At 71.7% G+C, this 18,591-nt stretch carries 12 protein-coding genes; 4 read left to right on the top strand and 8 right to left on the bottom strand.

Annotated elements, in window-relative coordinates:
• The first annotated feature begins 133 nt into the window (after window positions 1–133).
• Window positions 134–1,780: a YhjD/YihY/BrkB family envelope integrity protein gene (locus IQ279_RS21135; protein ID WP_206350507.1), complete on the top strand. Its 1,647-nt coding sequence runs from the start codon at window positions 134–136 to the stop codon at window positions 1,778–1,780.
• A gap of 13 nt (window positions 1,781–1,793) precedes the next feature.
• Here the strand turns inward: IQ279_RS21135 and IQ279_RS21130 are convergent, their stop codons facing one another.
• From IQ279_RS21130 to IQ279_RS21120, 3 genes are read right to left on the bottom strand one after another with little or no spacing between them, the layout of a single operon-like run.
• On the bottom strand, window positions 1,794–3,287 hold the full coding sequence (locus tag IQ279_RS21130) for a phytoene desaturase family protein (protein WP_206350505.1): 1,494 nt from the start codon (window positions 3,285–3,287) through the stop codon (window positions 1,794–1,796).
• A gap of 1 nt (window position 3,288) precedes the next feature.
• Window positions 3,289–4,413 carry a glycosyltransferase family 2 protein gene (locus IQ279_RS21125; RefSeq protein ID WP_206350503.1) on the bottom strand — a complete coding sequence of 375 codons (1,125 nt, stop codon included), beginning with the start codon at window positions 4,411–4,413 and terminating at the stop codon, window positions 3,289–3,291.
• The gene (locus IQ279_RS21120; protein WP_206350502.1) at window positions 4,410–5,255 is read right to left on the bottom strand and encodes a carotenoid biosynthesis protein; all 846 of its coding nucleotides are present in this window, start codon (window positions 5,253–5,255) and stop codon (window positions 4,410–4,412) included. Before IQ279_RS21120 ends, IQ279_RS21125 begins: the two co-directional genes overlap by 4 nt.
• Before the next feature lie 283 nt (window positions 5,256–5,538).
• On the opposite strand from IQ279_RS21120, the gene IQ279_RS21115 reads away from it, so the two are divergent.
• Window positions 5,539–6,219: an Lsr2 family DNA-binding protein gene (locus IQ279_RS21115; RefSeq protein WP_206350500.1), complete on the top strand. Its 681-nt coding sequence runs from the start codon at window positions 5,539–5,541 to the stop codon at window positions 6,217–6,219.
• Window positions 6,220–6,625: 406 nt separating this feature from the next.
• Window positions 6,626–9,367, top strand: coding sequence for a cation-translocating P-type ATPase (locus tag IQ279_RS21110; protein WP_206350498.1), 2,742 nt, complete (start codon window positions 6,626–6,628; stop codon window positions 9,365–9,367).
• A 34-nt stretch (window positions 9,368–9,401) separates the two neighbouring features.
• On the opposite strand, the gene heR is transcribed toward IQ279_RS21110, so the two are convergent.
• The 5 genes from heR to IQ279_RS21085 form a co-directional block, all read right to left on the bottom strand.
• Entirely contained in the window at window positions 9,402–10,184 is a 783-nt protein-coding gene (gene heR, locus IQ279_RS21105; protein WP_241028493.1) for a heliorhodopsin HeR, read from the bottom strand.
• A 317-nt stretch (window positions 10,185–10,501) separates the two neighbouring features.
• Window positions 10,502–11,542, bottom strand: coding sequence for a vWA domain-containing protein (locus IQ279_RS21100; protein ID WP_206350497.1), 1,041 nt, complete (start codon window positions 11,540–11,542; stop codon window positions 10,502–10,504).
• A gap of 253 nt (window positions 11,543–11,795) precedes the next feature.
• The gene (locus IQ279_RS21095) at window positions 11,796–12,593 is read right to left on the bottom strand and encodes an aminotransferase class IV family protein (protein ID WP_206350495.1); all 798 of its coding nucleotides are present in this window, start codon (window positions 12,591–12,593) and stop codon (window positions 11,796–11,798) included.
• 372 nt (window positions 12,594–12,965) lie between these two features.
• Window positions 12,966–16,511 (bottom strand): carboxylic acid reductase, encoded by a 3,546-nt coding sequence (gene car / locus IQ279_RS21090; RefSeq protein ID WP_372445200.1) that lies wholly within the window; start codon window positions 16,509–16,511, stop codon window positions 12,966–12,968.
• A gap of 180 nt (window positions 16,512–16,691) precedes the next feature.
• Window positions 16,692–17,600 carry a quinone oxidoreductase family protein gene (locus IQ279_RS21085; RefSeq protein ID WP_206350491.1) on the bottom strand — a complete coding sequence of 303 codons (909 nt, stop codon included), beginning with the start codon at window positions 17,598–17,600 and terminating at the stop codon, window positions 16,692–16,694.
• Window positions 17,601–17,858: 258 nt separating this feature from the next.
• Here IQ279_RS21085 and IQ279_RS21080 point away from each other — a divergent pair, with 258 nt between their 5' ends.
• On the top strand, window positions 17,859–18,566 hold the full coding sequence (locus IQ279_RS21080) for a ScbR family autoregulator-binding transcription factor (protein ID WP_206350489.1): 708 nt from the start codon (window positions 17,859–17,861) through the stop codon (window positions 18,564–18,566).
• Window positions 18,567–18,591: the final 25 nt, after the last annotated feature.

Below are 18,591 nucleotides of genomic sequence, written 5' to 3'. Positions count from 1 at the left end.
ACGCCCCACAGTCCCGCGCCGAGGCCGCGGCGAAGGTGTGCGCGCCCATGGGGGGACCGCTGTCGCGCTGTCTCCTGTGTATCGTCACGTCAAAGCACGCATATGCCTCATGACGCACGCAGAGGAGCCGGCGGTGCCGACTGGTGCTACGCACACAAGGCGGGGTGCGCTGCGTCTGCTCGTCCGCGAGGTGCGCGATGGCCTGCACGGCAGACAGGTGGCCCTGGTCGCGGCGGGAATCTCCTTCTTCGGAATGATCTCCGTCGTTTCCCTGGCACTGCTCCTGCTCCGGCTGTGCGCGTTCGCGATCGGCGCGGACGGCATCCGGCAGGCCGTGGCGCAGATCGCGGACGCGCTTCCCCACGGGCACGGGGTGCAGACGGGGCTGCGGACCCTGGCCGAGGCGGCGGTCGGGCTGTCCTGGCCCGCTCTCGCCATCACACTGGTACCCGCCACCGTGTACGGCGAAGGACTGCGCCGGGGCTTCCTGCAGCTGTCCCCGACGGCGGCGGAGGAGGACACGTTCACCGGCTGGCGCGGCAGGCTGGGGATGGTGCCCGCGCTCGTGGCGGCCCCGCTGCTCATGGGCGCCCTCCTGTACGCCGGCCCGGCGCTGGCCCGGCAGGCCGAAGCCGGCGGCCCGCAGGCCGCCCTGTCCGCCTTTCTGGCCTTCCACCTGCTGTGGGTCCTGCTCTCCACAGAAGTGCTCCTGGTCTTCCGGTTCGTCGGCGTCGGCGCCGCCGCTTCCCGGGCGACGGTCCCGGCCGCGTTCGTGACGGGGGCGTTCCTGTGCGGGTTCCTCGGCGGCTTCGTGGTGTTCCTGGCCATCCCGGTCGACTGGAGCCTGCCGTTCGGCGGGCTCGTCGTCCCCGGCGTCACCGTGGCGCTGGGGCTGTGGCTGTACCTGCTGCACGCGGTCCTGCTCGTCGGCTACCAGCTGATGCTCTGCCTGGAGGGCCGCACGGAGACCCTTCTCGCGACGCTCCGCCCTTTCCGGAGGCACCGGGCCCCGGGTGGCCGGCCGCCCGGTGAACCGTCCCCTCCGCCGAGGTCCGAAACGCCCCCGGCCGTGAAGAAGCGCTTCCGCCGCGGGACACCGTTGACAGGACCCGGGACGCACGGCCGCGACGACGCCCTGGCCCGGTGGGCCGAACTCCACGCAGGGCACGACCCCTCAGGAAGCGCTCTGGCCTCGGCGTGGGTGGTGCTGGTCCAGCGCTGCGCCTCCACACGTCCGCTCCGAGCCCTGCCGCCCGACCTCCTCTCGCTGGCAGGTCCCCTCGCGGCGGCCGCCGCCGTGGCACCGGCGGCCGAGGGCGGCCGCTGGCCGCTGGCCGCCTGCGCGCTCGTCGTCCTGTCGGGCCTGTTCGACGGACTGGACGGCGCGGTCGCCGCGGTCACCGGCCGGGCCCGCCCGCTGGGCGCCGTGGTGGACGCCCTGGCCGACAGGGTGGCGGACCTTCTGCTCGTCGCGGTCCTGTACGTTCTGGGGGCACCGGCCTCCTGGTGCCTGGCGGCCGCTCTCCTGACCCAGTTGCACGAGTACGTCCGGGCCCGGGCCAACGCGGCGGGAATGCGCGGGGTGGGAGCGCTGAGCGTCGCCGAACGGCCGCTGCGGGTGGTGCTGAGCGCGGTCGCGTGCCTGGGAAGCGGTCTGCTGCCCGACGGCACGCCGGGGACGGGGTGGGACTGGGCGACGGTGTGCGCGGTGTGCTGGACGGCGGCCGGAGCCGTCGGCCTCGCACAACTGGCGGCCGGGGTGGCGCGGGCGCTGAGATAGCGGCTCCGCGCGGTCAGGCACCGCCGATCTGCGCCGCGGCGATCTCCGCCGACAGCGCCACCAGCGGGAGGCCGCCGCCGGGGTGGGCCGATCCGCCGACGAGGAAGAGCCCGGGGACGGGGGAGCGGTTGGCCGGGCGGAGAAGGGCGGCGCGGACTCCGTTGGAGGAGGCGCCGTAGATGGCGCCGCCCGGACTTCCGGTCTCGCGTTCCAGGTCGAAGGGGCTGCGGACCTCGTACCAAAGCAGGCGCGGTCGCACGTCCGCGCCGCGGGCGGCCATGATGTCCAGGATCCGCTCGGCGTAGGACTCCTTGAGGCCCGGGACGGTCCAGTCGACGGTGCCGGGCGTCCCCCGCTGTCCGTGCCGGGGGGCGTTGACCAGGACGAACCAACCCTCGTGTGCGTCACCGGGACGCAGCGCGGCGTCATCCGGCGCGCTGATGTACACCGCCGGGTCGGCGGCGGGACGGGCCCGGGCACCGAAGACGGCGTCGAACTCCGCGTCGTAGTCCGCCGGAAACAGGACCCGGTGGTGCGGTGTCAGGGGATCCCGCCCGCGCAGCGCGAGCAGGAGGACGAACCCGGACAGCGAGGGCCGGGCACGCGCGAGGGTGCTCAGGGGCCGGCGCCCGCGCCGGTCCGCCGCCAGACGTCCGTAGAGGACCGCGGCGTCGACGCCGGAGACGACGACGTCCGCCGCCGCCGTGCCGCCGTCCGCCGTGCGGACCCCTGTGACGCCCCGGCCCGAGGTGTCCACCGCCGTGATCTCGCAGCCGTAGCGGAACCGCACCCCCAGCTCGGCGCAGCGCCGCTCCAAGGCCTCGGCCAGCAGGCGGAGACCGCCGGGGACGTACCAGCTGCCGTAGTGCTGCTCCACGTACGGGACCACCGACATGACACCGGGCACGCGCCGCGGGTCGGAGCCGCTGTAGGTGGCGTAGCGCTCCAGCCACATGCGCAGCCGGGGGTCGCTCAGATACCGCCGTCCGGTGCCCCGCAGGGTGCGCCAGGGAGCGACGGCGGCCAGGCCGCGGGGGCGGACCGCGTGGCGCACCAGTCCCGCCGGGCCGCCGAGCGGACGCCGCAGCACGTCCTCGCCCACCAGCCGCCACAGCTCGCCGGAGGCCGTGTGCAGCCGGGCCCACTGCGCTCCGGCGCCTTCGCCCAGGGCATCGTCCAGCGCACCGGGCACCAGTCGCGGGTCGCCGGGCATCGCCAGGCGGGCCCCGTCGGCGAACCGGTAGACGCAGGCCGGCTCCACCGGCCTCAGCGGTACGCAGCGCTCCAAGGGCTCGCCGGTGTCCGCGAACAGCCGGTGGTAGACCTCGGGCATGGTCAGCAGCGACGGCCCGGTGTCGAAGACGAAACCGTCCCGGCGCACGGTGCCGAGCTTGCCCCCGCACACGGCCGCCCGCTCGTACACGGTGACCCGGTGCCCCCGCCGGGCGAGCCGGGCGGCGGCCGCCAGGGCACCCATACCGGCACCGATCACGGCGACGCGGGCCACCTCAGCGCACCCCTCGCAGCGGTCTGCCCTTCCACGTCAGCGTGGAGCGGCGGTGACCGAGCCAGGACCGCGCCGTCAGCGCCACCAGCAGGCTCACCGAAAACGGGTGGGCCAGCGCGTCCGGCCAGCACCGCCCGCCCGTGCGCCGCGCGGTCAGCGCCCGCCCCGCCACGGCCGCGGCGTATCCGGCCGCACCCCATCGCGACCCCCGCAGCGCCGCCAGCGGTGGCACCACATAGGCCCAGGTCAGGAGGGCGCACACCGCCGCCGCGCCACCGCCGGAACCGAACGCCGCCCACAGGGACTTGCCGTACCCCTCACGCAGATCGCGCCAGCCGTCGTACATCCGGCACCTCGCGATCCGGCTGCCGTCCACGATCCCGCCCCGGCCGCCGGAGCGCTTCAGCGCCCGGACGAGCGCCATGTCCTCGAGGACCTCGTCCGTGACTGAGGCGAAGCCGCCGCAGCCGCGCAGGACGGTGGCGTCCACGACCAGGAACTGGCCGTTCGCCGCGGACAGCGCCGGCCGCGGCGAGGTCTCCGCCCGCCGCAGCGGCAGTGACGTCAGCCACGACCACTGCAGCAGGGGCTGGACAAGCCGGTTGGCGGACCCCTCGGCGACCTGGCGGGGGAAGGGGGAGACCAGATCGAGTCCGGCCGAGCGCAGCAGCGCCACCGAGGACGCCACCGCATGCGGCGCGAGCACCACGTCCGCGTCCACGAAGACCAGCACGCTGCCCCGTGCGAGCGACGCGAGCTGGTGGCAGGCGTGCGCCTTGCCCGGGGAGCCGGGCCTGGGCGCCGTGCCGCGCACGACCCGGGCGTGCCGGTACGGTCCGCACAGGCGGCGGACCACGTCGCCGGTGCCGTCGGTGGACTGGTCGTCGAGCACGATGACCTCCGCCCGGGGCACCCGCTCCTGAGCCAGCAGGGACCGCAGCGCGGGGCCGACGCGCCCGGCCTCGTCGCGCACCGGCATCAGCAGGGACACGGACTCGGCCACCGGCGGCGGATCCACCGGCGGGGTCCGCAGGGCCCTGCTGTTCCAGGCGCTGTGCACGGCGCCGGCGACCGCCAGTACCGAACCCGCCGCGACCGCCGTCCGCGCGAGGCCGGGCCGGCTCACACCCGTCTCCCGGCGGCGCCCGCCACCCGCACGGCCAGCGGCACGGCGACCAGGCCCATCAGCGCTCCCCCGACCAGCGCCACCTGCGGGCGGCCGAAGAAGACCAGGCAGGCCGTCACCGACGAGGCGTAGGTCCACAGGTACAGCACGACGGCCGGGCTGCCGGTCGTACCGCTTCCGGCGGGCCGCCGCACCGAGCGCCGGGAGACGGCGTCCACGGCGGCGACCATGGCCACGGACACGGCCACCCACCCGGCGAAGTTGGTCAGCGGTACGCCCTCCACGCCCGGGAGCCCTGGACGGGGGTGCGACCAGACCCAGTGACCGGCGTCGATCATCTGCGGATCGAGGAAGACATCCCAGGACGCCAGGGCCCACCCCCCGACCACCGCCGTCCGCATCCGGGACACGGGCGCCCCGGCACGCCCGCGGTCCCCGGCCAGTACGCGCCCCGCCTCCAGAGCGGGCCAGGCCATCATCATCCAGGCGAGAGGCACCACCACCGGCACCCCCGCCAAGCTCGGTCCCAGGGAGCCCGTGTAGTGGTAGGAGCCGAACGGAAAACCCGTACGCACCCCCACGGCCTCCACCGCCAGGCCCCCCAGCCCCGCCACCGTGAACAGCGCCAGCGGGCCCCGCGCACCGTGCCGCAGAGCGGCGGCCGTGAGGGAGGCCAGACAGAAGACCGCCACGCCGGCGACGGTGAGCGCATCGCGCCAGGGACCGGATACCAACGGGTAAGGAATCTGGCACAGCACCGCGGCCGCGGCCAGAGCCCAGGCCGTTCGCCGGCCGGCTCCGTGCCCACGGCGCAGCGCCGGCCGTTCCCGTACCTGAACCATGCGACGAGCATAGGGAGACGGACCGGTCCCACAGCCGAGGCGGCGAGACCGGCACCACGGGCTTCACCGGTACGGACCACACGACGGCGCGAGGCCCGCGGACGCCCTCGGCACGGCGCAAGGGCCCGCGCGTACGAGAGCGTCCGCCGCCGTATGGACCATGCCCGCAAGGGCCTGCGACCAGGGCGCACCGCCTCGCGACAGAGACACGCGGATACGCTGACGCCCTGGCCACCAGAACGATCCCGCCTGCACAGCAGCAGCGAAACCGCCGAGGAGCCCTGTGACCGCTCTCGACGACCTGATCCGGCTCTGCCCTCCGCCCGCCGGCGCCCCGGCCGTGGACTGGCCGACCGTCGAGACCACCCTCGGCACGCGCCTGCCCGGTGACCACAAGCACCTGGCCTCCGTCTACGGGCCCGGCGCGTTCTGCGACTTCCTCCACATTTACCACCCCCACGCTCCCACCCCATGGGCCAACCTCACCGGCCCCATGCCCGCCACCCTGCGCGACCAGCTCACCCGGGACCGCGGCCAGGGCAGGTTCCCCGTCCCCCATGATCCTCAGGCGCTGTTCGCCGTCGGGGTGACCGACAACGGCGACCACTTGTTCTGGATCACCGCACCACGCACCGCCCCCGATACCTGGCGCATCACCGTCAACCAGTCCTGCGGCCGCACCTGGTACACCTTCGACGGCCCCCTCACCGGCTTCCTCGCAGCCGTCCTCAGCCGGCGAGTCCAGGTCCCCGTCTTCCCCGAAGACCTCCTCGGCGCCGGGACCTTCTTCACCCCGTCACCCGCCCGCACCACCTCCGCGTCGGTGCCGGAGCCCGGTCGCGGGCGGCGCATCGACTCCCGGGCCGTACGCGCCTGGGCCCGCGCCAACGGCTACGGCCTTCCCGACCGCGGACGCATCCCCGCGGTGGTCCTCCAGGCGTGGGAAGAAGCCCACCCCGGATGAGCCACGGCGCGGTCCGGCCGCCGGCCGTACCGGCCGGCGCGGTGGGCATCGCGGTGACCGGACGAGCCCGGGGATCCGGCGGGAGCCGGTGGGTATCCGAGCACCGATGCCGTCGCTCTCCCGGTCCGTGCGTGCCTGTGCAGGCCGGTGCCCGACAGGGCCGGCCGGCCCCCTTGGGGAACCGGTCGGTCCCTGGCCGAAGGGAGCGGTGTCGCCGAGGCTGGAAGACGGAAGGCCGCTTGCCGGCGGCCTTCGGGGACAGGAGAGCGGGATGAGTGCCCCGGTGGCCGTCGAAGGGGAAGGCTTCGCCGCCTGCCCCCGGAGCGGCGCCGTCACCCGGTCGGCCGGGCCCTGCCGTGCCACCTCCCCACCCGCCGTAGCCCTGCGCGTAAAGGAGTAACCGTTCATGGCCCAGCAGCCGCCCGGCGCGGCCCCGCCGCACGCCCTTGAACCGGTGGCCGACGCCCATCTGCGCGATGCGGCGCGGGTGGCCGGGCTTCTCGGCGTGGACCCGTCCGCGGGCCTGTCCGCGCAGGAGGCGCAGCGGCGGGCCGCCGACTGGGGCACCAACTCGCTGGCCGAACCCGCCCGTCGGCCGCAGTTGCTGCGTCTGCTGGACCAGTTCCGCAGCTGGTTGATCGGCATCCTGCTCGCCGCCGCGGTCGTCGCCGGCGTCATCGGCGAGATCAAGGACGCCGTCGTCATCACCGCCGTCCTCTTCCTCAACGCCGTCATCGGCTATCTGCAGGAACGACGTGCCGAGCGCAGCCTGGAGGCGCTGCGGCAGATGCTGGTGCCCACCGCCCGGGTGCGCCGTGACGGACGGGTACAGGTGGTCCAGGCCCGCACCCTGGTGCCCGGTGACGTGGTCCTGCTCGAAGCCGGTGACCGTATCCCGGCCGACGGCCGCCTGGCGGTCGCGGAGTCCGTCGAGGCCGCCGAGGCCACGCTGACCGGCGAGTCCCACCCCGTCGCCAAGTCGACCGCGCCCAACCCGGCCGGCGGTGAGGACCCGGTGCCCGTCGCCGAACGCACCGGCATGCTGTTCATGAACACCGCCCTGACCCGCGGCCGCGCCGAGATGATCGTGACCGCCACCGGCATGCGCACCGAGGTCGGCCGGATCGCCGCGGCGCTGCGCGCCGGCACCGAACCGCCCAGCCCGCTGCAGGTTCAGATGGACAGCCTGGGTCGGCGACTGGCCCTGATCAGCGGTGTCGCGGTGGCCGCCTACACGATCGCGTCCCTGGTACGCGGAGAGGACCTGGCCGATCTCGCTCTGCGCGCCGTGGCACTGGCGGTCGCCGCGATCCCCGAAGGCCTGCCCGCCGTCCTCGCGCTCACCCTGGCCCTGGGTGTGCACCGGATGGCCCGCCGGGGCGCCATCGTCAAGCGCCTGGCCTCCGTGGAGGCCCTCGGTTCCGCGACCGTGGTGTGCAGTGACAAGACCGGCACCCTGACCCTGAACGAGATGACCGTCCGGTCCCTGTGGTCGGCCGGACGCTTCTACGAGGTGACCGGCGACGGCTACGGCACCGCCGGCAGCGTGCGCCCGGCCGGCACCGGGCCGGCGGCCGCGGACCCGCGGGACGCGGCCCTGCCGTTCGCACTGTGCAACGACGCCCGTCTCACCGGCGACGGCATCATCGGGGATCCCACCGAAGCCGCCGTGCTCGTGCTCGCCGCCAAGACCGGCCTCGACCCCGAGACGCTGCGCACCCGCACACCGCGCACCGGCGAGGTGCCCTTCGACCCGGCCGCCAAGTACATGGCCACCTTCCACACCGAGGCCGACGGGTCCACCCGCGTCCACGCCAAGGGCGCCGTCGACGTGCTGCTGGACCGCTGCACCCACCTCCTGACCGAACAGGGCCCCGTCCCCATGGACGACGAGCGGCGCCGGGAGATCATGGCCGCCGCCACCCGGCTGGGTGGCCAGGGCCTGCGCGTCCTGGGCGCGGCCACCGCCACCACCGCCACCACCACCGGACGACCGCAGCCGCAGCAGGTGGCGGGGCTGACCCTGACGGCGGTCGCCGGAATCGCCGACCCGCCTCGTGCCCAGGCCCGCGACGCCGTCGCCCTGGCCCAGGAGGCCGGGGTCACCGTCAAAATGATCACGGGGGACCACGCCGACACAGCTGCCGCCATCGCCCGCGAACTCGGCATCACCGGCGATGTCGTCACCGGCGCCGAACTGACCCGGATGAGCGGCGAGGAACTCGCCTCGCGCATCGACGGGATCGGCATCTTCGCCCGCGTCGCCCCCGAGCACAAGGTCACCATCGTCCGTGCCCTCGCGCAGCGCGGCCACATCGTGGCCATGACCGGTGACGGGGTCAACGACGCCGCCGCCCTGCGCGCCGCGCACATCGGTGTCGCCATGGGCATCACCGGCACCGATGTCGCCAAGGAGGCCGCCGACATGGTGCTGACCGACGACGACTTCTCCACCATCGTCCGGGCGGTGCGCGAGGGCCGCTCCATCTACGACAACATCACCACCTTCGTCCGCTTCCAGCTGTCCACCAACGTCGGCGCCATCCTCACCCTGCTCACCACCGTGCTGGCCGGACTGCCCGCCCCCATGACCGCGATCCAGCTGCTGTGGGTCAACATCATCATGGACGGGCCGCCCGCCATGGCCCTGGGCATCGACCCGCCGCGGGACGGCATCATGCGCCGTCCGCCCCGGCCGCCCGGCGAGCGCATCCTGGGCGCCCGCCGGCTGGGTGCCATCGCCCGCGCCGGCGCGGTCATGGCCGCCGGCACGCTGGCGGTCTTCGCGGTGGCCCGGGACCTCACCGACTCCGCGACCGCCGCGACCATGGCCTTCACCACGTTCGTGCTCTTCCAGTTGTTCAACGCGCTGAACGCGCGCAGCGAGGACGGCCCCGTCCTCGGCCGCCACCAGTTGCGCAACCGCACTCTGTGGGTCAGCCTGGCGGTCGTCCTCGTGCTGCAGATCGTCGCCGTGCAGGTCCCCTTCGCCCACGGTGTCTTCGACACCGTCTCCCTCACGCCCGCGCAGTGGGGGGTGTGTCTGGCCACCGCCTCCTGCGTGCTGCTGACGGAACACCTCTGGCGCGTCCTGCGGGCGGGACGGGGCCACGCGGACCGAGGGCACACGGCGCGGCGCGGCGCGTGAGACCCCTGTGCCCGGCCTCCGGGACGATCCGGACTCAGCCGGCCAGCGAGCCGGCGAAGATCTGCCAGGCCAGGAGTGACTTCGCCACCAGGCTGAGGACCAGATAGGCCTTCTCGCCGTACGCGTAGTCGGACCACCGGCCGACTCCGCGGTACTGGAGCCACTGGTTGAGACCGAAGCTGAAGAACAGGGCCGCCTGGACGAGGACGATCCCGTACACGAAACCGGGGACGGTCTCGGCCGCGACGATGTTGTACGCGATGGAGATCCACGGCGTCACGCCCACCAGCGTCCCGAACCAGAAGGGAAGCATCGTGGTCGCCACCCGGCCTGGCGGGTTCATCACCTCCTCGACCCAGCCGAACAGGATCATCCCGACATTGGCCCCGATGACGGTGATGACGGCGTTGATGTTGGTGATGCCCGAGTAGAAGCCGATGAGGAGCACCATCAGGGTCGCGCTCAGCGCGTACTCCAGCCACCGGAACCGGTTGATGCCGCGGCTGAGGTCACGTTCGTAGACGCCGCGGAACACCGTCGCCGTCAGCAGATGGTCCAGCGCCGCCAGGGCGAGGAAGACGGCGACGGCCCAGCCGATCGGCACGTCGAACAGCGCTTGGGGGGCGGGCGCGGCCGTCCCGGGCGGTCCCTCGGGGACGGAGGAGGTGACGGTGATCGAGAAGCCCCCGGCCAGGAGCACGACCGCCGCGGCCTGGACCAGGTGCAGCAGCGTGAGCCCCAGATTCCATGCGCGGAGTCCGGCCAGGCGTTCGGCGGTGACGCCGGTGGCCACCGTTGTGCCGTCCTGTCTCCTCATGGTTCCTCCCGGGGGTCGACGACGCCGCACCTGTGCATGGTCGTACCGGCTCGTCCGGAGCCACGGCAGTCACGGCACCGCCCCGCCGGAAGCCACCGGATTGGCTCAGGGGACTGCCACAGCCCGGCTTCCGCCCCGGTACGGTCCACGGTCCGGCCGATACCGTCACTTCCGTGGCGGCGCTCGGTCCGGCGCGGAGGCGGCGCCGGACCGAGCGCCGTGTGCTCCCGCGGTACGCCCGCGACCGCCGGCTCCGTTGCCGACGGGGTGCGTCGGGACGGAACGGGCATCCAGGGCGCGACGGGGTTTCCGGGGCGTCAGAGCATGAGCAGCAGCCGCGTGTTCGGTATGAGTTTCCGGTTCACGCTGGTGCTCTGCACGAAGATCGTGAAGTCGTCGTTGTGGTCCGGCTTGACGCGCACTTCCACGTCCGGCAGGCCGAGCAGGGCCCGGGCCTCGGGCCCGGTGTAAACCCGGTCCGTCTTCTTCTCCAGCACTGCGATCCGCTTCCGCGCCTGGACCTTCTCCGACTTGCTCAGCTGGTAGAACGCACCACCGGTGCGGTAGGTGTGCCCGCACTCGACGACCCAGTCCCGGATCGCCGCCTCACGAGTCACCGGTACCAGCTGGTACTTCGACGCGTCCACCGGAGTGAGACCGGCCGCCTTGATGGTGTCCTTGTTGACCGCCTCCGCCCCCGTGGAGAACACCGCCCGCGACCCCCGGATGCCCTGGGCGCGGCCCACCATGAAGTTCTCGGTGGCCTGCCGGATGACCTGCCCGGCCTCCTCCAGGCCCTGTGTGCTCGTGGCGTCCCAGATGGCGATGTTGTCCTTGGGGAAACCGCACTGCATGGCCTCGCGCCTGCCCATCTGGTCCGGTACGAGCACGGCCAGTGTCCAGTTGTCCTCCTGCGTCCTGATCATTTCGGCCACGGCCCGGACCAGCTCACGCGGGTTCCCGTCCGGGGCGTCCGGGCAGCGGTGGCTCACGTTCTCCTGCCCGTCGGTGAGCACGAACGTCAGGAAGCTGTGGTCTCCGTACAGTTGGGCTGTCTGCGCCAGCTCCCGCTGCGACTTCAGCGCGGCCGCCAGCAGGGCCGTCATTCCCCCCACCCGGTACAGCTGCTTCAGCGACGGCATCCGCAGCACGTCCTTGTCGTAGATGACGCACTCCACCTTGTCCGCGAAGACGTACACCGTGACGCGGGTCTCCTGGTCCAGCTCCCGCGACCGGCGGGCGAGATACGCGATCTGCTGGTCGGCGACTTCGACGACCTTGCTGCTCAGGTGCGACATGGACGAACTGGCGTCCAGCACGAGAGCGACGTGGTTGATGTAGTTCTGGCTTCCGGACACGGCAGCCCCCCTCTTTCCGGTTCTCTCCGGTTCGACGTCCCTACCGTCCCACCCGCCGCTGACATTCGGAGCCTGGTGCCGGACCGGGGCGGCTGCCTCCACCCGGCCCGTACGTACTCCCGGTGCCGCTCGGTCACCTTCCGCGGTCCGTCACCGTCTCACCCGGTCGGTACCTGTCCGTCGACGGGGACGCCCGGCCCGCCGGCCACGGCCCTCGGGTGGATCGGGGGTGCCGGGCGGCTCCCGGCCCCTCTCACAGGGGTGTCGGTGCCTCGGTCAGATACGCCCGTCGGAGCAGGTCCGGGAAGGAGGGCGCACCGGGCAGGGGCACGGAGCCGATCCGGCGCACCGGGATTCCCGGTGTCCAGGAGTTCATCACCGCGCCCCCGTCCAGAGACCGCAGGTCCTCGAGCGTCACCTCCCGGACGTGCTGGGGGACGCCCAGACGGTCCAGACCTCTGCGGACGATGCCCATCGTGACTCCGTCCAGTACGTCGGCCGCAGGCCAGACCACGGCGATTCCGTCCCAGAAGACCAGGTTCCAGATCGTCCCCTCGCTCAGCCGCCCCCGGCGGTCGACGAAGACCGCGTCGTCGAACCCTTGCGCGGCGGCTCGGCGCAGGAAGTACGTCTTGGCCACCTCCCCGACATGCTTCACGGAGGGAAGAGGGCGCTCGTACTCGGCCGCCGCCAGTGCCAGCGGTCCCTTCGGGCCGGACGCGGGCGGCCCGGTGCGGACCAGTATCTCCGGCTCGGCGTCCGCCGCCGTGAACTCACCGGCGGGGGAGTAAACCGTGGCCGTCAGCGACACGTCCGCCGGGCCGGCTTCCAGAGCGGCCCGCAGGAACAGGCGCATACGCTCCTCCGGCAGCGACCGGCCGAACAGCTCCACCGAGGCGGACCGCAGCCTCTCCAGATGCAGGTCCAGGCCCCGGACCCGGCCCTCACGCACCTGCATGGCGGTGAAGTGGGCGTATCCCGCGAAGGCCAGCGGTGCCAGCTCCTCGGAGGTCGCCGCCCTGCCGTTGCGGTGAACGACGAAGGAAGTCATGTGTTCCGTCCCTGTGGGTGTGGCGGGCTCTACGGGAGGTCGCCGCGGCCGCCCGGACGGCATGCGGACATCGCGCGCCGGACGGCCCTCGACAGGAGGAGGAGAGGTGCCTCGCGCAGGAGGGACCGCCTCACCGGTTCCCGGCATCCTCCGAGTGGCCCAACGACAGGCGGGTGCCGGGGAAACGCCGCGTCCCCTGTTCAGGGGATGCGGGCCGGACGGCCGGCTTCCCGAGGGAGCGGAGTGGGCGGAGCCGTGCGAACACACGGCCGGCCGGACCCGTCGGGGTCCGGCCGGCCGGTGGGCGGGTCCGGGGACGTCACTTCGGCGGGGAGGGCCGGTCGGCCCCTCCCCGCCCGTGCCGCCGTGTGTTCAGACGGTCAGCAGCCGCTCCAGATCGGACGCGTACTTCCTGACGAGGGAGCGCGACAGATGAGGTATGTCCCCGTCCGGGCCGATCCCGGCGGTTCGGACGGCTGCCTGGAACCGCTCGGAAGGTATGACGGATCCGGGGGAGGCCTCCTCGGGATCCCTGAAGCCGTGGGCGATCGGCAGCGCCGAGTACTTCCGCTGTGCCTCGGGCAGCGCGCGCATCGCGGCCTCGAAACGGGTGAACCAGTCCGCGTGGTCGTCTATCCGCTCGATCCGGTGACCGTCGTCGACCAGCCAGTCGACGAAGGTGTCGAGCGATGTCCCGTCGTCGTGCGGGTTGACCAGGCTGAAGGTCCGGTACTCCTCCATGGTCCGCCATCCCCCCAACTCCACGACCGCCGCCGCGGTGAAGTCCACGGGAAGTCCGTCGTAGTGGGCCTGCCGGCGGTTCTTCCCGTCGCCGTCGCGGTAGAAGGAACGCGGGGCGATGCCCGTGGCGATGACGCTGAACAGCAGGCGTGTGAACATGTCCGGGACGTTCAACTGCCCGCCGTACCGGCTGTGCGCGAGGATCATGTTCGACCGGAAGGTGGTGACCGGAAGACCGCACAGGTCGTGCGCCTCCCGCAGCAGGACCTCTCCGGCCCACTTGCTCGTCGCGTAACCGCCGGCGTAACCCCCGTCGACCTCCTGAACAGGTATGGCGGTGCGGACGTCGGAGTCCTCGTCCAGGGCCGGCCCCCCGGCCCTGGAGGTGGCGACGGCCACGCTGGAGATGTAGGTGAACGGCTTGATCCGGCCTGTGAGCGCCAGCCGGATGAGTTCGGCGGTCCCCAGGACGTTGGCCTCGAACAGGTGGTTGTACGGGAGGACGTGGTTCACGAGAGCGCCCGCGTGGACGATCAGGTCCACTTCGTCGCGGAGCCGTTCCCAGGTCGGGGCGTCCAGACCCAGCCGCGGCTCGGTGACGTCGCCCGCCACGACCTCCAAGTGCCCGGCGGCCAGCTCCCGGAACCTGTGGATCAGTTCCGCGTCCCCGCTGTCGAACGTGTCCTCCAGCCGCTTCCAGGCCGCTGCCGCGTCCTTCCCGCGCACCAGGCAGACCAGCCGTCCACCCGTCAGGGCCAGCTTCTGCAGCCACTCCAGGCACAGGAAGCGACCGAGGTAACCGCTCGCTCCCGTCAGCAGCACGGTCCCGGGCGGTCCGCTCGGGCGGGGAAGCGCCCGGGCGCCGGCGATCGTGCGCGGGTCGACGAACTTGTCCAGTGTGAGGTCCTCCGCCCGGACCCGGGTGCTACCGGCACCGTGCACCGATTCGAAGGTGGGCCGTTCCGGTCCGCTCCCACGCTTCGTCTCGATGTACTCGGCCAGCCGCTGCAGGTCGTAGGCCGGGCTGATGACCCTGTCGACGGGAACCCTGACTCCGAAGACCTCCTGGAGCAGGTTGGAGAAGGTGACGGCGGACAGGGAGTCCCCGCCCAGGTCCCTGAAGTGGCTGCTGAGCTCCACGTCGGTCCCCGAGCCTCCGAGCAGTGCTCGGGCGGCCCGGCGCACCGTGTCCGGTACGGGGCGTTCCGCGGCTCCACGGCGCACCTCCTGCAGCTCCTCCTCCTCCCGCGCGGACACGTCGGAGTACAGCTGCTCAAGCCTTTCCCCGTACCGCTCCTGGAGCCGGGGCCACAACAGCTTGCGGTGATCCGAGAGCAGGCCGTTGGCCTGGCTGAAGGGCTCGGTCTCGATCAGGAAGTCGCGTGGGATCTCGTACGAGTTCAGTCCGGCTTCCCTCGCGATCTCCTGGAACGACTCAGCGATGAGCCTCTTGAGGGTTTCCCGCTCACCGCCGAACCGTTCGAGGCTTCCGGGGGTGGGGACGATCACGGCGAGCAGGTAGGACCTCTCACTGTTGCCGTACACGAAGATCTGACGGACCAGCGGACTGGCGGCGAAGACGGACTCCAGCCGCGAGGTGGCCACGAACTCGCCCTGCGAAAGCTTCAGTACGTTCTTGCGGCGGTCCACGACGGCGAGCCGGTCCGGCTCGATCTCCGCGACGATGTCCCCCGTCCTGTAGTAGCCGTCCTCGTCGAGGAGGTCCGCCATCAGCTCGGGCTGCCTGTAGTACCCGGGGATGATGGCCTCGGTCCTCAGCAGGAGCTCTCCCCGCGGGTGCGGCGAGTCGGTGCGGTAGTAACCGAGTTCCGGCACGTCGTCCAGCTTGTAGTCGACCACCGGTGGGCGCAGAAGCTCTCCGTCGACCATCACGCCGGCTGCTTCCGTCGAGCCGTAGACGTTGTGCAGTTCGAGCTCCAGCAGGGACTCCATGAAGGCGTTCAGCTCCGCGGACAGAGGTGCGGAACTGCAACTGGCCCATGTGACGCGGCCACCGAGGACCTTCTCCCGGAACTCCTTCCTGACCTCCGTCTCGACCGCCTCCCGGTCGACGCCGTCCACCGTCCGCCGGTCGACTTCGCTCCGGTACTTCTGATGGATCATCTCGCACACGCGCGGGACCAGGGAGATCTCCGTGGGGCGCACCAGAGCGATGTCCTCGAAGAAAGTCGACAGGTCGCTGCTCGCCGTGAAGTAGCTGACCCCACCGCGGGCCAGGGTGTTCTTCAGCGAGGAGTGCCCGGCGACATGGCTCATCGGCATGTAGTGGATGTTGACGGCGTGTTCGTCGGAGAACAGCTTCGACCAGGCGCCTCCCCACATCGCGGCCGCCAGCCGCTCGGTGTACATGGCGCCCTTCGGCGTCCCGGTGCTTCCCGAGGTGTAGATGAGCATGGCCAGCGAACTCTCGTCCCCGGCCGTGTACAGAGGCGCCTCGGGCAGTGCGGTCCCCCGCTCGACGACCTGTGCGAGGGTGTCGACGACCACATCGCGTCCGGCCTGTGCCAGGCGGTCGCACGCGGACGTGTACTTCTCCAGATGGGTGTCGGCCTCCGGGTGATAGTCGAACACCAACAGGCGCCGGACCGAAGAGTTGCCCAGGAGTGCTTCGACGGCGACGTCCAGGCGTTCGAGGCTCGTGGCGAGGACGAGTGGTTCGGTCTCCTCGACGACGGACTTCAGCTGCGGCAAGGGGGAGCTGGACTGGAGCGGGACACTGACCGCGCCGAGGCATATACAAGCCAGATCGAGCGTGGCGTAATCACGGCTCGTGAAACCGAGCACGGCCACCCTGTCGCCCGGTTTAACCGGGTTTTCCGTGTTGTGATGCCATTCGTTCGCCACCGCGCGTATGCGTTCCCACAGTTCCCTGTAACTCGTGGTTTCGTACTGCGGCAGCAGGCGGAGTGAGACACGGCCCGTATCAGGGTCCCGGGAGAAGTCTCTCACTCGTTCGCCGACAGCGGGCCGGTCCGCGTGGCGCTCCATCACATTTGCCAAAACTTGCGCAAGTCGCATTTTTGACTCCGCGTCGCATCGCCGGATGACTTCCATGGCCGAGAATCGAATGGCTGGTGCTCGTTGACGTTGACGTACACGTCGGCTACGCCATGCCCGCCGGGATTCTTCGAATTCCCGTTCAGCTCGCGGCCCGATGCTACCCAGGACCCGGCCGGACGCCCGAGCAGAGGAGAGTGATCTGTCATGTCGGCAGTGCGGGAGGGGGAACACCGGGGCCCGTCGGCTCGGGGAAGCCGTGACGGACGGGACCGCACCACCGTCCCGGGTGCTCGTACGGCGCCCGGGCGCCGTACGAGCACCCGGGCGTACGCGCCGCTACGGGCGCAGAACCACTTTGCCCACGGTGCGCCGGGCCAGTAGGTCCTCATGCGCGCGCCGTGCCTCTGCGAGGGGGTACGCGTACCTCGCCACTGGCCTGATCCGCCCCTCCGCCACCAACGTGAGAAGCTCCTTCAGCGGGCCGTCGAACGCCCCCGGCGCGTTCAGTGTGGGACGCAGCCAGAAGCCGACGACCGAGGCGTTGAGCCGGCCGAGGCGGGCCGGATCGACAGGAATGAACCCGGCGCGCGCGGCGTTCCCGTAGCTGACCAGGCGCCCCAGGGAGGCCAGTGAGTCAAGTGCGCGTTCGAAGAGATCACCGCCGACGGCGTCGAGGATCACATCGGCCTTGTCCTCCAGGGGATAGGAGACCACCGCGTCCGCGCCGAGTTCCAGGGCCAGACGGCGTTTCTCCGCGGAGGACACCTGGGCCCACACGCGCGCCGCCCCGAACTCCTTCGCCAGCTGGACGGCGAGACTGCCGACACCCCCCGCCGCGGAATGGACGACGACCGTCTCCCCGGGGCTCATCCTGGCCGCCGAGCGCAGCAGATGCCAGGCGGTCAGCCCCTGCACGAGCAGAGCGAGTGCCACGCCGGCGTCCAGGTCCTCGGGAATCTCCAGGAGGGCCGACTCCCGGGCCACCACCTGTTCCGCGTAACCGCCGGATACCCTGGCCAGAACCCGCCGCCCGTCCGAGGTGCGGCCCACCACCTCACTGCCGGGTATGTGGGGCAGCATGTCCGCGGTGAGGTAGGAGCCGTCGACCTGGTGTGTGTCGGCGAAGTTCACGCCGGCTGCCTCGACGGTGACCAGGACCTCCCCGGGACCGGCCGCGGGTGCTGGCAGGTCGACGGCCCTGAGGACTTCCGGACTTCCGAAGCGGGTGATCTGAATGGCAAGCATGCCGGGTATGCTATCGCGCCATCCTCGATAAACCTGTACCGCGCGAGTTCCTGACATGGTAATAATTGCAGGGCGCATGTGGATATGCGCGCGATGCCCTCTGGATTGCTGCGATCGCACCCTTCCGGGTACCGGTCCTCGCTGACCACGTCCCTGTCGGGTTACTCCGCGACCGGCCTGGGTCGAGTGTCCCGTTATCGCTCCGCGGCATATTCTTCATGCAGTTCCCCATAGCACACCACCTCTTCGGAGCGCTTCATGGCCAAACAGGACCGTGCCGTGCGTACGCGTCGGGAATTGATTCATTCCGCTGCAGAGACTTTCGACCGGTTCGGCTTCGCCGATGCCTCCATCGCCCAGATTTGCACACGGGCCGGCGTCAGCCACGGTGCCCTGCACTTCCACTTCGGCAACAAGCAGGCCCTGGGCGAGGCGGTCGAGTCCGCCGCGGCACGGACGCTGCTGTACATCACCGGGAACGTCCCGCTCCGGCACCCCATGCCGTTGCAGCTTCTGGTGGACACCTCGCACGCGTTGGCGCAGTGGTTCTCCTGCGATCCGGTGCTGAGGGCCGGGTTCGGGCTCGGCCACGACGCCACCTGGCACGGCCGTGCGGATCTCTGGCAGCAGTGGCAGGACTGGGTCCGGCTGATGCTGGCAGTCGCCGAGAACCGCGGTCACCTGGCCCCCGACGTGAGACCCGACGACACCGCCTCCGCCATCACGGCCATGATCGCGGGACTTGAAGTGCTGGGGCGCTACGACGCCCACTGGCACACCTACCAGGCGGTCACACCCTTCTGGCGGCTGGTGCTGCCTCAGTTGTCGGCGGAAGCGGTGCGGGGCCGCATCGATGCCGCGGGCACGTGCAAGGCGCCCTTCGCCGTGCAGAAGCGCTCCATGGACGAGGCCCGGGACGGCGACTGGAGGATCTCGCGGGCCTGCGACGCCTTGCCGGGATGCTGACCGCGGAAGGCGGTGCGGTGTGGCG

The organism is Streptomyces verrucosisporus, from assembly GCF_017114865.1.
Classification (GTDB): domain Bacteria; phylum Actinomycetota; class Actinomycetes; order Streptomycetales; family Streptomycetaceae; genus Streptomyces; species Streptomyces fenghuangensis.
Note: the sequence above shows the minus strand (reverse complement) of the source record. Positions and strands in the feature narration are given on the sequence as shown.

What these genes read in the sequence shown, in the direction of transcription:
- IQ279_RS21120 (WP_206350502.1), bottom strand. Translation starts at nt 5,255, where the DNA reads ATGGTTCAGGTACGGGAACGGCCGGCGCTGCGCCGTGGGCACGGAGCC.
- IQ279_RS21080 (WP_206350489.1), top strand. Translation starts at nt 17,859, where the DNA reads ATGGCCAAACAGGACCGTGCCGTGCGTACGCGTCGGGAATTGATTCAT.
- heR (WP_241028493.1), bottom strand. Translation starts at nt 10,184, where the DNA reads ATGAGGAGACAGGACGGCACAACGGTGGCCACCGGCGTCACCGCCGAA.
- IQ279_RS21110 (WP_206350498.1), top strand. Translation starts at nt 6,626, where the DNA reads ATGGCCCAGCAGCCGCCCGGCGCGGCCCCGCCGCACGCCCTTGAACCG.
- IQ279_RS21095 (WP_206350495.1), bottom strand. Translation starts at nt 12,593, where the DNA reads ATGACTTCCTTCGTCGTTCACCGCAACGGCAGGGCGGCGACCTCCGAG.
- IQ279_RS21085 (WP_206350491.1), bottom strand. Translation starts at nt 17,600, where the DNA reads ATGCTTGCCATTCAGATCACCCGCTTCGGAAGTCCGGAAGTCCTCAGG.